15 protein-coding genes and 3 pseudogenes are annotated in these 12,927 nt (G+C 40.0%); 7 read left to right on the top strand and 11 right to left on the bottom strand.

What is annotated here, in order from left to right:
- Positions 1–40: 40 nt before the first annotated feature.
- The 3 genes and pseudogenes from DYY67_RS10985 (at position 41) to DYY67_RS10975 (ending at position 597) form a co-directional block, all read left to right on the top strand.
- Positions 41–232, top strand: coding sequence for a hypothetical protein (locus DYY67_RS10985; RefSeq protein WP_255492937.1), 192 nt, complete (start codon positions 41–43; stop codon positions 230–232).
- Between the two features lie 114 nt (positions 233–346).
- Positions 347–409: pseudogene (locus DYY67_RS11920) on the top strand (hypothetical protein); the annotation flags it as partial.
- Positions 397–597, top strand: coding sequence for a DUF309 domain-containing protein (locus tag DYY67_RS10975; RefSeq protein ID WP_255492936.1), 201 nt, complete (start codon positions 397–399; stop codon positions 595–597). The pseudogene DYY67_RS11920 and the gene DYY67_RS10975, both read left to right, overlap by 13 nt.
- On the opposite strand, the gene DYY67_RS06600 is transcribed toward DYY67_RS10975, so the two are convergent.
- The 3 genes from DYY67_RS06600 to DYY67_RS06590 all read right to left on the bottom strand — a co-directional run bounded on the left by DYY67_RS06600 (position 590) and on the right by DYY67_RS06590 (position 3,116).
- Entirely contained in the window at positions 590–1,846 is a 1,257-nt protein-coding gene (locus DYY67_RS06600; RefSeq protein ID WP_166391811.1) for an alkaline phosphatase family protein, read from the bottom strand. The genes DYY67_RS10975 and DYY67_RS06600 overlap by 8 nt on opposite strands.
- A gap of 159 nt (positions 1,847–2,005) precedes the next feature.
- Positions 2,006–2,437 (bottom strand): FKBP-type peptidyl-prolyl cis-trans isomerase, encoded by a 432-nt coding sequence (locus DYY67_RS06595; protein WP_166391809.1) that lies wholly within the window; start codon positions 2,435–2,437, stop codon positions 2,006–2,008.
- A 121-nt stretch (positions 2,438–2,558) separates the two neighbouring features.
- Positions 2,559–3,116, bottom strand: a complete 558-nt coding sequence (locus DYY67_RS06590; protein WP_166391807.1) for a hemerythrin domain-containing protein — start codon at positions 3,114–3,116, stop codon at positions 2,559–2,561.
- Positions 3,117–3,338: 222 nt separating this feature from the next.
- On the opposite strand from DYY67_RS06590, the gene DYY67_RS06585 reads away from it, so the two are divergent.
- The 3 genes from DYY67_RS06585 (at position 3,339) to DYY67_RS06575 (ending at position 5,252) form a co-directional block, all read left to right on the top strand.
- Entirely contained in the window at positions 3,339–3,626 is a 288-nt protein-coding gene (locus DYY67_RS06585; RefSeq protein ID WP_166391805.1) for a hypothetical protein, read from the top strand.
- Positions 3,627–3,764: 138 nt separating this feature from the next.
- Positions 3,765–4,781 (top strand): galactose-1-phosphate uridylyltransferase, encoded by a 1,017-nt coding sequence (locus tag DYY67_RS06580; RefSeq protein WP_166391803.1) that lies wholly within the window; start codon positions 3,765–3,767, stop codon positions 4,779–4,781.
- Positions 4,782–4,823: 42 nt separating this feature from the next.
- Entirely contained in the window at positions 4,824–5,252 is a 429-nt protein-coding gene (locus DYY67_RS06575) for a hypothetical protein (RefSeq protein WP_166391801.1), read from the top strand.
- Here the strand turns inward: DYY67_RS06575 and DYY67_RS06570 are convergent.
- Genes DYY67_RS06570 through thiD form a run of 4 tightly spaced genes read right to left on the bottom strand, consistent with a single transcriptional unit; the run spans position 5,234 to position 7,743 of the window.
- Positions 5,234–5,680, bottom strand: coding sequence for a GNAT family N-acetyltransferase (locus DYY67_RS06570; RefSeq protein WP_166391799.1), 447 nt, complete (start codon positions 5,678–5,680; stop codon positions 5,234–5,236). The two genes, DYY67_RS06575 and DYY67_RS06570, sit on opposite strands and share 19 nt — an antisense overlap.
- Before the next feature lie 9 nt (positions 5,681–5,689).
- Positions 5,690–6,391 (bottom strand): nucleotidyltransferase family protein, encoded by a 702-nt coding sequence (locus DYY67_RS06565; protein WP_166391797.1) that lies wholly within the window; start codon positions 6,389–6,391, stop codon positions 5,690–5,692.
- Between the two features lie 48 nt (positions 6,392–6,439).
- Positions 6,440–6,913 (bottom strand): thiamine-phosphate synthase family protein, encoded by a 474-nt coding sequence (locus DYY67_RS10970; protein WP_255492929.1) that lies wholly within the window; start codon positions 6,911–6,913, stop codon positions 6,440–6,442.
- A complete protein-coding gene (gene thiD, locus DYY67_RS10965) occupies positions 6,910–7,743 on the bottom strand; it encodes a bifunctional hydroxymethylpyrimidine kinase/phosphomethylpyrimidine kinase (protein ID WP_255492928.1) in 834 nt (277 codons plus the stop codon). Before thiD ends, DYY67_RS10970 begins: the two co-directional genes overlap by 4 nt.
- A 55-nt stretch (positions 7,744–7,798) precedes the next feature.
- Between thiD and thiC the strand changes: the two are divergent.
- A pseudogene (gene thiC, locus DYY67_RS06555) lies at positions 7,799–9,135 on the top strand (phosphomethylpyrimidine synthase ThiC).
- Here the strand turns inward: thiC and DYY67_RS06550 are convergent.
- The 4 genes and pseudogenes from DYY67_RS06550 to aroC all read right to left on the bottom strand — a co-directional run bounded on the left by DYY67_RS06550 (position 9,118) and on the right by aroC (position 12,845).
- Positions 9,118–9,521 (bottom strand): annotated as a pseudogene (locus DYY67_RS06550) (NUDIX domain-containing protein). The pseudogenes thiC and DYY67_RS06550 sit on opposite strands and share 18 nt — an antisense overlap.
- On the bottom strand, positions 9,522–10,337 hold the full coding sequence (locus DYY67_RS06545; protein WP_166391965.1) for a prephenate dehydrogenase/arogenate dehydrogenase family protein: 816 nt from the start codon (positions 10,335–10,337) through the stop codon (positions 9,522–9,524).
- A gap of 36 nt (positions 10,338–10,373) precedes the next feature.
- Positions 10,374–11,744, bottom strand: a complete 1,371-nt coding sequence (locus tag DYY67_RS06540) for an aminotransferase class I/II-fold pyridoxal phosphate-dependent enzyme (protein ID WP_178084797.1) — start codon at positions 11,742–11,744, stop codon at positions 10,374–10,376.
- A 3-nt stretch (positions 11,745–11,747) separates the two neighbouring features.
- Positions 11,748–12,845: a chorismate synthase gene (aroC, locus tag DYY67_RS06535; protein WP_168711847.1), complete on the bottom strand. Its 1,098-nt coding sequence runs from the start codon at positions 12,843–12,845 to the stop codon at positions 11,748–11,750.
- Positions 12,846–12,927 lie beyond the last annotated feature (82 nt).

Raw genomic sequence — 12,927 nt, 5'->3', positions numbered from 1 at the left:
AATAGCTAACAATTTTAAGAAATTACAATGTTGATACGACATGGATCGTTTCATGATTCATCTAAAGAATACTGGTTATCTACCACACGATGCACCGGTGTTACTGAAAAAAGCAGACCAACTGACTTCTGAAATGCATGCCATCATTAGAGATACACGAGTCTCAAAGAGATACTTGGAATTTGATGTATCGATTGCAAAAGAGTATCTTGATTTGCTAGTTGAAAGTTAGGATCACTTGGGGTGCTTGATCATGCTAGACATCTTGTTGAAGAAGAAATAGAAAAGATGAGGCGCTAAAAATGGGAAATTTTATTTCAACAGCGAAAGATTCTGGGAATGCCACGAAGTTCTTGAGGGTGTCTGGAAAAAAACATATGAAGGCGAAAAGATCTTGTGCAAGGAATAATTCTTGTTGCTGCAGCTTTTGTCCATTATCAAAAATATGAAAATGAGATTTGCCTATCCATAATGAGTCGCGCAATGCAAAAACTTGTCAATGCTACAGGCAAGTATCATGATGTAGATATCGACGAATTCAAGAAAAAACTCTCTGACATGATAAAGACTGGAAAGATTGACACTTTTGCTATCTGATAAGACTAATTGCAGTCTTGATTACATCTGCACCTGCAAGCAAACCTATCTTTCCTTTTTTTGCCTGTTCCTCAGTAAATCTTGTAGTTCCGTCTTTTTTGACTGAATCTCCAGAGACCAAAATTGGAACAGGATCGTCGCTATGTCCCTTGTTTATGCATGGGGTAGAGTGGTCCCCTGATATTACAACTGAAACCTTTGACGTGTCTATGATATTCAATAGAGTGCCAAAAAACCTAGTATCGATCTCCTCTATGTTTTTCATCTTTCCAATGGCATCTCCATCGTGGCCAAATTCATCTGGGCCCTTGATGTGTACGTAAATGGCATTCTGTGTTTCCATTGCCTTTGCTGCAACTCGCGCCTTTTCCTCATAGTCGTTTAGCCCTCCGGCATTGAATGTCTGCATTTTTAGCACATTTGCTATGCCGATTTCAACTGGCATGTCGACTATACATGAAAATTTCATCTCATGCAACTGGTTTATTGGAATAACATCTGGAAACTTGTTTCCAGCATCGCGTAACAGTATAGAATTTAGAAGTTTCTTGCCCTGTGCGCTGCGCCTCTTGTTTATCTCACTATTTTTCATGATGGCAAGTGACTGATCTGTGAATTCATTTACAAGTAAGGCGGAGAGTTTTGCTCCTGCTGATTCATTTAGGGGAAGTGATCTTTCAATCTTCAAGTAGTCGCCAACAGCTTTTGCAACACCCATGCCGTCAATTCTTGCATATGCTGGGTCTGTGTTACTGATATCAGGTGATAAGATCTCTCCCTCGCATCTTATTCTTACTATGACTCTATGTCCTATGGTAGGTGATACCACTACAGATGCCTTTGGATTTGAAAATTTGATCTTTTGCTCTAATTCGCGAGAAATGGCAACCGCGTCTTCTCTTTCGATTTTTCTGCCCGCCCTTCTATCAGTTATGACGCGCTCATCATTTACAGTAGAAAAGTTTCCGCGTAGTGCAAGGTCTCCACTTTTGAAATCAATTCCAATTCCTATTGATTCTATGACTCCTCTTCCAACATACACCGAATTCTCAAAACGATAACCTAGCATGTTAAAGACAGCGATATCTGATTGAGGAGCTATTCCTTTTCCTACTGAAATGACTTCGCCTATTGCTCCGTTGCTTGCAAGTTTATCCATGTTTGGAGTCTTGGCATATCCCAGCGGGGTCATTCCTTTCAAGTCAGGATGCGGCAAGTCTCCGATTCCATCAAGTAAGACATAGATCATATGAACATCGGAATTGCTTGTAATGCCTATTCAGCCCCATCTTCCAAGTTTTTCATATATTACATAAACCTTGATTTTTTCAAGTCGATCACAATTTTTTGCCGACTCGAATATGTTAAAAAAATGCCAACACATTCTAGCTGATCTGCAATAAGAAATTCAAACAGATACTTCTTTGAGTTTTATCTTAAAGCTCAGCGTCTTTCCTGCCAATGGATGATTCAGGTCTACTGTGACTATTCCTTCATCTACCGCAGTAATCATTGCAGGTACTTTCTCACCTGTTGGCAGGCCTGCCTCAAAGAGTAATCCTGCCGTAAGCTCTGCTTCTTGTGGAAATACCTCTCTTGGAACCTTTTGTACCAGAGTTGGATCATGTTGTCCATATGCTTCAGCAGGCTGTATGGTAAACTCTTTCTCATCTCCTTCACTCATTCCTAAAACTGCGTCATCAAATCCTTTTATCACGTGGCCTGAGCCAACCTCAAACTCTAATGGCTTTCCATGATCCTCTGAACTATCAAAAACTGATCCATCGTCGAGTTTTCCAACATACTCTACTTTTACTTTATTTCCAGTCTTTACTGTCAATCTAAATCCATCCTATATTATCTGCAAAAAATCTTCGACCATATGTAGATATGGATTTCATATCTCTCTCTAGTAATGGTATGGTAGAAAAATCCTTTGGTTGCCACATGTTAATGAAATCTTATCCTTCTTTTAATGGGAACTGCTTTGCAAGATCCTCGGCAAGTTTTTCATAAGCTTCTCTTGTCTTGCCAAGTTCTTTGAGTTTTTCTGATTCTACATTTGAAAGCTCAGTGTTTATTCTTTCCACGTCATTTCGAAGGGCCATCTCTGCCATCTCAAACAAGCGGTTGTTTTCCTTCCAAATATGTTGAATCAAATGATTGATGTATTCTTGCATATCTGTAATCAACTGAGTTGCATTGCCCGTAGTTACATATGTCTTGGCAGATTCTTCCATCCTTGCAGCCAACTTTCGAGTCAATGCATGTTCCATAAGCATGATTGCAATTGGACCGCTGTCTTTTGGCATGCCTTTTTTTTCAAGTTCTGGAAAGAGTGAACCTTCTTCTTTTCCATGATGGCACAAATCAGTAAAGTTTTTTGTAAAATCAATAACTTGAGAAATTATGGGTTCAGGTATGGTGGTTCCATTCTGCAAAAGTGGAATTGTTGCCCACATGGCCTTTAACACTTTTTCAATTAGTGCGTGGTCTTGTCTTAGCGATTCTGTAGACATTTTGATAATTGTGCACATATTTTATTCCAATTTAAGCGTAATTTTTGGTAAATCTCTAAAACTCGGGCATTCACAGTGTGTTTGTTCGTACCGTACGAATGGAATGATATCTGCGATCAGGTGCTATAGTATACCAATGTATCAAATTAGTCCATTTGGAAAGATATCAGATACAGGACCACCTGTACCTAGGTTTTTCATAAACCGGCGTGGTATATCCTAATGACCTACAACGATATTGCTATGAAGAAGAATCTCGTTATTTTAGCAATTGGAAAAACACTCATAGATATTGACTCTAGACGATATACCGAAGTTTCAAAACTTCTTGACAAAAAATATGGTATTGCTCTTTCTGATTGTTATGAAAATCCAAAATATCTGCGTGAAGTGCTAGAAGATCTTTATGGAAATTCCTACAGGTTTTTAGTGGATTCTATTAAAGAAAAACTTGTAGATTTTCCTGATCATCTGGCAATTGCAAATTTCTTAGATGTGTTGTCAAAATGATCCGTATTTGTGTTCTAATTTACCACTTTTTCAGATAAAAAGATCTACTGGTGTCTTTGGGTTAGATCTCCTGCTATTGAATCCCATATTCCGATCATTGAAAAGGTTTTAACTTGGCAGATCGGGAATTTAGCAGATATGGGAGATCTTCGTAAGGATTATGTTGTTGACAAATTCGTAATTGTTTCCCAAGATAATCACAACTTCAATGATTCCAAGAAATGTCCCTATTGTCCTGGAAATGAATCCATGACAAATCCATCGTCACTATCGCTTGTTGCAAAGGATGGTATGTTGCAAAGACTGCAGGATACAGAAGATTACTATGTAGAAAATTGGTCTGTTAGAGTCTTTGAAAGCAAGAATCCGGTAGTTGCTACGACCTCTGAGAACTCTTACAGCGATAGGCCGCTTTATAGTGAACCCGCCTATGGTTATCACTACATCGTAGTTGCATCTGAAAAACACAAAGACTCGCTTGCTAGCATATCAATTGAACAATGGTCCAACGTTCTAGTTGTAATTCAGGATAGACTTAGGTGGTTATACACACAAAGGGGAGTAACCTATGTCTCAATCTATGTAAATCACGGCAAGGAAGCCGGCGGCCCTGTTATTCATCCGCATATCAATATAGTGACATTTTCTACAATTCCACCTGTAATCGAACAGGAAGCAGAGGCCGCGCACAAGATTCTAAATGAAAAAGGCATATGCCCAATGTGTCAGGCTGTAAGTACTGAGACAGGCGGGCCAAGACAAATCCTGCAAACTGAAGGATTTTTGGCATTTTGTCCATGGGCTCCCTCACATCCGTATGAGTTTTGGATATATCCAAAAAAACACACTACAAGTTTTTCAAAAATAACTCAAAAGGAGATAAACGACCTATCTTTGATCTTAAGGGCTACGCTTGGCGGACTTGCAAATACCATGAAGAATACGGCATACAACATGGTGTTTCATCTCTCTCCGGAAAAGAAAAACAACAGACAGATTCACTGGCATATTGAAGTGTATCCACAGTCTGATTCCTGGTCTGGTCTTGAAAGGGGATATGGCGTTTTCTTGAACAAGGTAACTCCTGAAAAGGCAGCAGAAGAGCTTGGCTCATCTTGCAGAAAAGAACTTGCAGGTCTAGTTGGGATAGTATAACCAATCATTTGGTTTATTTATTGAAGTAACTCAAGAACATCTGTGGCAGTTGAAAAATGGGTAGCCGCGGCAAGCTTTGCAATGTTCGCACTATTTGTAGCTGAATTAATTTCGATATCGCATTTTCTAAAAAGTCCGACATATGACATTGATCCTTCGGGCTCGGTTCTGGAATTTATTACAATTAGCGGAGTACCTGCACTGATACTTGCAGGCTCTTCATTTTTGTTGGCGCGCAGATATGGTTCAATATTTTGTGGTTCTCTAATTGTTGCTGGTGGAGTTGTAACGTTAATCGGAATGAACTATGTCAATACACTGATCCCACAGATAGCTTCAGCGTATGTAGTTCCAGAGCTTGCACTTACTCCAACCATATTCATGGGGGTATCAATACCTGTCATGATAACAGGCGGTCTCTTGTTTCGCTTAAAGCCCCAGCCAAAAAGAGATTACATTTTTGACCGATGATCAAATCTCATTGAGTTAGAATGTATTTTGAATCCTAATTTTTTGTAAAACGGAATAAGATCATCTGTACAATCAAGAATGGTCTTGTAGCAACCTTGTTTTCGTGCATATCTCAATAATGCACGCACTATTTTTTGGCCAATTCCATTTCCTTGAAATTCTTTTGCGACCACGACATCTTCTATGTGGCCAACCTTTCCTCCATTGTGTATGAATTTTTGTTCAATTATGATGGTTGCAGCACCTATGATTTTTGGACCCATTGCTGCAACATAGATTACCTCATTTGGATTCTCGGAGATCTTCTCAAATATGGCCTGAGCTTTTCTTGGGTTCACGCGGCTTGTATTCCTAAGGGAATCAAGTGAATGCAGGAATCCATTGAAGAGATCTTTTTTCTGTATCTTGCGTATCTTAATTTCAGTCATGGTTTGAGACTAGATTTGGCCAAGCCTTTCCAAATAATGCTGGTATGCGCGTCGATAGGAAGCTTTGTCTCCTATGTCGATAAATCCCTTCTTGATTACATATCCGCTTACCTTGTTCTTCTTAGCCAATGCACTGCGAATGACAAGATCCATCCCGTATGGCTTGCCTTCTGGGATTAAATCGAAAATTCCAGGCTCCATGACATAGCATCCTATGTTGATGTTGCCTTTCACATCAGGCTTTTCTTGCCATGTCTTGACCCTATTGGTCTTGTCCATTTCTATGAATCCATATGGAAGCTTGGTCTTGTACTCGGCCAACCCCATAGTTACAAAAGATTTTTTCATTTTGTGATAATTGATCATGTTTCTTAAACTAAATTCAAAAATAGAGTCTCCGTACACGCAAACAAAAGTATCATCGATAAACTCTTGTGCAGTTTTTAATTGCCCTGCTGTTGCCAGCGGTCTATTTGCAACTGCATATTCTATTTTTACTCCGAACCTGCTCCCGTCTTCGAAATAATCTTCTATTGTTCTTCTCAAATAACTCACACACAAGACAAACGAGTCTACGCCTCCATTCTTTATCCATTCAATCAAATGTTCTAAGAGTGGTTTCTCTCCTAGCGGGAGCATTGCTTTAGGCAGAAATGTAGTATAAGGCTGAAGTCTTGTTCCAAGTCCACCGGCCAAGATTACAGCCTTCATGAGATGTAGTCTAAGAATGTAGTATTTATTTTGAAGGATGAAAAGTTTCTACCTAATCTTGACAAGCTTTGTCAAGACATCTTTTGGAGTTTTGCCAAATAACAAGATCATCGGTTCTTTTCCGATGTCTCCTTTGTGGTATATGATATCTGGAGGGCTCTTGAGTTTCTCAATTGCACTCTTTATCCCCCATGATATTGTTTTTCCTTCAGTGACTTTGGTATCGCGTGGTTCTAGAACCCTGTCGTAATATGCAATGCAAAGTCTCTTCTCAGTAGCTCTTTTGATTGTCTTGGTGTCGTATTTGATATTGACTGCAGATCTTACTGTGGGAAACTTTTTTGCCACCTCAAGAACTGCATTGGCCACATGTCTTGAGCCTCCGTACTTGAGCGTACCTGTCACTATGGCTAATTTTCCTGCTTTGACTATGCGCCCTTCAAGTCCTAGTATGTGGGAAATGGATTCCTGGACGGGGTTTGGAATACACAAAATTTGTCTGCACTTCTGGTATGTTTTCATAAATTTGTTCCATGTTGACAAATTGGATTGATTGCTGTGGCAAGTTCGTCTTCTATTGTATCTGCATTTTTTTGTCTTGCAATGGATAGGCCTTTTCCAACTCTAGTTGAATTTTTGATGGACTCAAATGAAGTCTTTTGTGCAAGACTTGTAGATTCTATCAAGCTCTTTCCCTTGGCTATATTCACGCAAAGTGCGGCAGAAAATATGCATCCTCCGCCATGACTTTCTCGTGCAAGTCTCTTCTGAGAAAACGTATGAAATTTCTTGTTTTCAAGCAAGAGGTCAATCACCTTGCCATCTTTCATATGGCCGCCTTTTATTATGACATTTTTTGCACCCATGGAATTTATCTTCAGAGCTGCTTTTTTTGCATCATCCAAAGACTTGATTTTCATACCAGTGATTTTTTCTGCTTCTGGCACATTTGGAGTTATGACATATGAGAGGGGCATGAGTAATTTCTTGAAATCAGAAAAAGCGTCAATACGAAGAAGTATTCCTCCAGTTGTTGATTCAAAAATTGGGTCAAGCACAATGGGAATCTTTAGGTTTTTCAGCTCAGAGTGAATTGTTCTTATGGTTTTTTTGTCATAGACCATTCCTATCTTTATTGCATCAATCTTAAAATCTGAAAGAACAGATCTTATCTGACTCTTGATGATTTCAGGTGAAGCAGGTTCTGACTTGAAAAACTTTGAAGAGTTTTGGCTTGTTAGTGCAGTAACTGCAACAAGTCCGTATGCTCCAAGAGCTGTGAATGTCTTTATATCTCCCTGAATGCCTGCGCCAGACGATGGATCAGAACCTGCTATGGATAACACATTCATGACATTACCATGGGAAACTCACGTTTAAATTCAATCGATTGGTAAAAAAGGTAAATTGGGAACACAAATGAGCGCAGCCCGCAGGGGCATTGCCACCGAAGAAATGAAAACAGTGGCAAAAGATGAAGATGTAACTTTAGACTGGCTCATTCCAAAAATAGCAACGGGCTCGATTATAATTCCACACAACAATGTCAGACCACAAAAGATTCACGTGGTAGGAATTGGCAAGGGAATGAAAACAAAGGTCAACGTCAACATTGGAAATTCTACTCTGAATCAGAATCTTGATGAAGAGGTAAACAAGGCCAAGGTTGCTGTAAAATATCATTCAGATACCATAATGGATCTGAGTGATGGTGGAGACGTGGGTCTTTTCAGAAGAACTCTGCTTGAGGCAGCTCCTATAACATTTGGCACAGTTCCAGTATATGAGGCATACAACTATGGCGTTGAAAAACACAAGAACCCTCTTGATATTACAGAAGATGATTTTCTTAATGCATTTGAGCGTAACATAAAAGATGGTGTAGATTACACCACAATACATTCTGGTATTACAAAAGATATAGCAAAAAGAATTTTGGCAGTAAAAAGACATGGCGGAATAGTAAGCAAGGGAGGAACCATAACGGCCGCATGGATGCTAAAGTATGACAAGGAAAATCCGTACTATGAGCACTTTGATTATTTGATAGAACTGGCAAGACAGTATGATGTTACTTTTAGCTTGGGTGATGCTCTAAGGCCTGGCTCTATACTGGACTCGCATGATGAATTGCAAGTTCAGGAGATGATCAACATATCTCGGCTTACAAAAAGGGCCCATGAAAAAGATGTCAGGTAATGGTTGAAGGCCCAGGACATGTGCCGCTAAATGAAGTTGCTGCAAATGTTAGGCTGGCAAAATCACTCATTGGAGATGTCCCGTACTATGTATTGGGACCGCTTGTAACTGATGTAGCCTCAGGTCATGATCACATTGCCAGTGCAATAGGTGCTGCAATATCTGCAAGCGAAGGGGTTGATTTGCTGTGCTATCTTACTCCTGCCGAACACTTGGCTCTGCCTAATGCTGACGAAGTAAAGGCAGGATTGATTGCATATAGAATTGCCGCGCATGCTGCCGACCTTGTCAAATTGCGAGACAAGGCAATCAAGTGGGATATGGAAATGACAGAGGCAAGACGAACTCTCAACTGGGAAAAACAGATTGCACTATCAATTGATCCAGAAGAGGCAGCACGAATCCATGCAAGAACAGGCCAGCTCAAGGGAAATACTGTACCATGTACAATGTGCGGAGGAGCATGTGTCTACATCATGCTTCCACAACAGAGATACACAAAATCCGACGAAGTAACAGAAGAAAAACTACAGCAAGCTAGCTAGAACCTTGTCAAGGCTTGGCACTGTTTGATATTGCGTTAGCTCTCCCGGGCTTATCCATGTATATTCTTGATTCTCCCAATTCAGAGTAATTGTTGGGTCTTGTACGGAAAACAAGAATGGAAAGATCAACCATTCGTGGTTTTCGTATTGGGGGGAATCTGTACGAATTTGTTGTGCGATTTGAGAAGAGTAATCTTGTTTTCTTCAATGCCTATTTCTTCCAGTATTTCTCTTTTGGCTCTGTAGAGCGGCTCTTCGTTTCCTTCTATGATTCCAGATACTCCTGCCCAGAGTCCCTTCATCGACTTTACTTTTTCGCTTCGCTTTAAGATGAGGTACTTGTCGTTGTGAACTAAAAAGGAAGTAACGATTCTTGTGGATTTCAACTATTTTTCAACAGAATTTACCATGGATACTAATTTTTTATACGCGTCATCCATGTCGACATTCTTTGCAAGTCTCTCCTTTGCACTTCCGACATACTTGAGAATTTCTTCAGTCCTGTTTTCTTGGATTAAAATGAGCATCCTGCCTATGTCCTTCCAAAACTCTTCTGCATATCTTCTAATTTCTGGATTTGAGATTATTGTTTCAATGAGTTCTGGAGACTCTGTCATTATTCCAGCAGTGAGAAGCTTTTGTGCCTTGAACGTGGTACCTGCCATCTTTTCAACTAGTGTAAAGTTTTCTTCCTTTGCAAGTATGTTAGCAAGTGTCAAGTTGACCAGATGAGTCATACCTAAGATTATTGCAATTTTCTTGTCATGTTCTGTAGCATCTATCTGGACAAAATTTGCTTCAGGGAATAATGATTTTGCAACTAAAAGCTCTTTTTTTGCATCACGGATTGGAATGGAGATTATGTTTTGTCCCTTTAACTTCTTAGTTCCAGGTCCGAACATGGGGTGAATGCAAACTGGACTTACCTTGTCTGGAATTTTTGATAGAGCAGCTGCAGTTTTGAGTTTCAGTGAAGAAACATCTATGAGGTAGGATTCTCTTTTCATCTCTTTTGCAATCAGTCGTATAGTTTCTGGAGTACGCTTGACTGGAATGCACAAAATAACATAATCTGCAGGTAAGATCGCGCCAACAAGGGACTGTGCCTTTGTAACTGCTTTGTTTAGGATTTCTTTTTCTGAATCATAACCAATTACTTCAAAACCCTTTTCGAGAAAGTACTTTGTGAACCATTTGCCGATCTGACCTTCTGAACCGAATAATAGCTATCTTTTTCTTCATTTTTCTGTCCTCATCACTTCTTCTATTATCTGCATTCCGTGGTTAAGTGTTTCTTCTGGCTGACAAGCAGATATCCTGACAAATTCTTGATAATTCCCAAATCCCTCACCCGGGGCTATCGCAACACCATAATCTAAAAGCTTGTTTGTAAACTCGACCGAGTCAAAATGCGGTTTTTTCACCTTGGCAAAGAGGTACATTGCACCATCTGGCTCCATAAACTCAATTTCCATGCTCTTTGCCTTTTTTATCACAGCTTCGAGTCTGGTTTTGATGGTTTTAGTATTGTCCGTAGTGTCAGCTTCGAGTGCTTTCATGGCTACATATTGAATTGGCTCTGAAACGTTTGTCATAGCCAGTGCCTGCAGTTTTGCCATCTGGTCTATTATCTCAGGACTTGATACTGCATATCCTATCCTAAATCCAGTCATTGCATGGGATTTGGAGAACGACTGGGTCACAATTGATCTTCCGTATCCGTAGGAAAGAACACTCTTCCAATTTTTGAATGCGTATGAAGAATAAATTTCATCACTTAACACATAGAGGTTGTTTTTCATTGCAATGCTCATTATCTGGTCTAGCAATTTTTCTGGCAATATTTTTCCGGTAGGATTGTTTGGATAGTTTAGCACTATCATCTTTGTATTTTGGTTTATTGCTTTTTCAATCTCTTCTATCTTGGGTTCCCATCTGTTTTCAAGACTTGTGTGGATGGTTCTGACCTTGACTCCAGAGTTTAGTGCATTGTCTTTGTATGCCGGCCACGCAGGCTCGATTATTATTATCTCATTTCCAGGATTTAGCAGCGTAGATATTGCAAGAAAGACTGAAAATCTTGCACCAGGTGAGACAAGAATATTTTGTGAATTTGCCTTGGCTCCAAATGTCTTGGTGACATGACTTGCAAGAGCTTCTCTGAACTGTATCATTCCCTTTGAATCGCCATACTTTGTGTATCCCATGTCGTAGACCTGAGAGAGTGCACTGTTGACTGTCTTTGGAGGAAAAAAGTCTGGCTCGCCCACTTCCATGTGAATTATTTTTTTTCCTTGTCTTTCTAATGTCTTTGCCTTCAAAAATACTGAAAGATGTGTCTGCTTGTTTGTTGATTGTATCTTGACAGATTCATTTAGTAGAAAATTTAGCATTGTCAAACCCATTTTCTCATCGAGGCCAATCTCTTTGCATAATGACTGGACCTTGGTTCGAAGCTGGCTTTCTCTTTCTTCATTGGTTATGCCCAGTCCAAGATTGCTTTTTATGTTGCCAATCTCTTTTGCGGTGTCATTTCTCTCCCTTAGCAATTTTAGCATGTCAAATGTTATTCTGTCCATCTTGTCGCGCAGCTTGTCGATATCTGACATTTCTTATCGAATCACTGGTCGAATAAAGCCTGCTCTTAATGCATGATCAACAAGTACTACTGAGACTAGAGAGTCAACTACTGGCGGTGCCCTTGGGACTACACATGGGTCATGTCTGCCTTGAACTATGAGAGAGACTGGTTTTTTTGTCTTGACATCTACGGTATGCTGTTTTTTTGCAATGGATGAGGCAGGCTTGAAGGCAACTCGAAGCACTAGCGGCATTCCGGTGGATATTCCTCCAAGTATGCCTCCTGCATTATTTGTTCTAGTTACAATCTTTCCATTCTTTGTTATGAATTCGTCATTGTTCTCAGAACCATGAAGAGTTGAACCGTAAAAGCCAGAGCCAAATTCAACTCCCTTGACAGCAGGAATTGAAAATAATGCCTTGCTAAGATCTGATTCTAGAGAGCCAAAGATTGGCTCGCCAAGACCTACTGGAAGATTTGTAGTGATTGATTCGATAATTCCTCCAACAGAGTCTCCGCTTCGCTTTGCTGCAAGTATTGTAGCTCGCATCTTTTCTGCTATTTTTGGATCTGGACATCTTACTTCATTGCTGTAAATGGAGCTCTTCATCTTTGATGCAGCTTGGCCGCTCATCTTTATCTTGCCTACCTGGCAAGTGTAAGAATAAGTATCGACTTGAATGGTCTGGGAAAGCAATTTCTTTGCAATGGCTCCTGCCATTACAAATGTGGCAGTAAGTCTGCCGGAAAATCTGCCTCCTCCCCTATGATCATTGAATCCATTGTACTTGACATATGCTGGATAGTCAGAGTGACCAGGTCTTGGCCTCAATGTTAAATTTTCATAATCGCGAGAACGCTGATCCTGATTCCAAATTACCATTGTAATTGGAGCTCCTGTTGTATATCCTCGAAATACTCCTGAAAGAATCTCTACCTTGTCTTCTTCTTTTCTTTGAGTTGTTATCACTGATTGGCCTGGCTTGCGCAAGTCAAGCATTTTTTGAATATCTTTTTCCTCAAGTTCCAAACCTGCTGGACAGCCGTCCACTACAGCTCCTATGCATCTGCCATGACTCTCGCCAAAACTGGTAAAGACATAGCGCTGCCCAATCGAGCTTGAAGACATGATGAATTTTTCATTTGGATGCTTATAATCCTTATAGGAATTGGGCAATTTTTGACAAAATCCTGACCCATACAATCAAAAA

This window comes from Candidatus Nitrosotalea sp. TS (assembly GCF_011319465.1).
Lineage (GTDB): Archaea > Thermoproteota > Nitrososphaeria > Nitrososphaerales > Nitrosopumilaceae > Nitrosotalea.
The sequence above is the reverse complement of the archived record's forward strand: the minus strand, read 5'-3'. Positions and strand labels throughout refer to the sequence as shown.

Coding starts and splice junctions, on each gene's coding strand:
- DYY67_RS10985 (WP_255492937.1), top strand. CDS start 41: ATGGATCGTTTCATGATTCATCTAAAGAATACTGGTTATCTACCACAC.
- DYY67_RS06600 (WP_166391811.1), bottom strand. CDS start 1,846: ATGATCTATGTCTTACTTGATGGAATCGGAGACTTGCCGCATCCTGAC.
- DYY67_RS06590 (WP_166391807.1), bottom strand. CDS start 3,116: ATGTCTACAGAATCGCTAAGACAAGACCACGCACTAATTGAAAAAGTG.
- DYY67_RS06585 (WP_166391805.1), top strand. CDS start 3,339: ATGACCTACAACGATATTGCTATGAAGAAGAATCTCGTTATTTTAGCA.
- DYY67_RS06580 (WP_166391803.1), top strand. CDS start 3,765: ATGGGAGATCTTCGTAAGGATTATGTTGTTGACAAATTCGTAATTGTT.
- DYY67_RS06570 (WP_166391799.1), bottom strand. CDS start 5,680: ATGACTGAAATTAAGATACGCAAGATACAGAAAAAAGATCTCTTCAAT.
- DYY67_RS06565 (WP_166391797.1), bottom strand. CDS start 6,391: ATGAAGGCTGTAATCTTGGCCGGTGGACTTGGAACAAGACTTCAGCCT.
- DYY67_RS10970 (WP_255492929.1), bottom strand. CDS start 6,913: ATGAAAACATACCAGAAGTGCAGACAAATTTTGTGTATTCCAAACCCC.
- thiD (WP_255492928.1), bottom strand. CDS start 7,743: ATGAATGTGTTATCCATAGCAGGTTCTGATCCATCGTCTGGCGCAGGC.
- DYY67_RS06540 (WP_178084797.1), bottom strand. CDS start 11,744: ATGTCAGATATCGACAAGCTGCGCGACAAGATGGACAGAATAACATTT.
- aroC (WP_168711847.1), bottom strand. CDS start 12,845: ATGTCTTCAAGCTCGATTGGGCAGCGCTATGTCTTTACCAGTTTTGGC.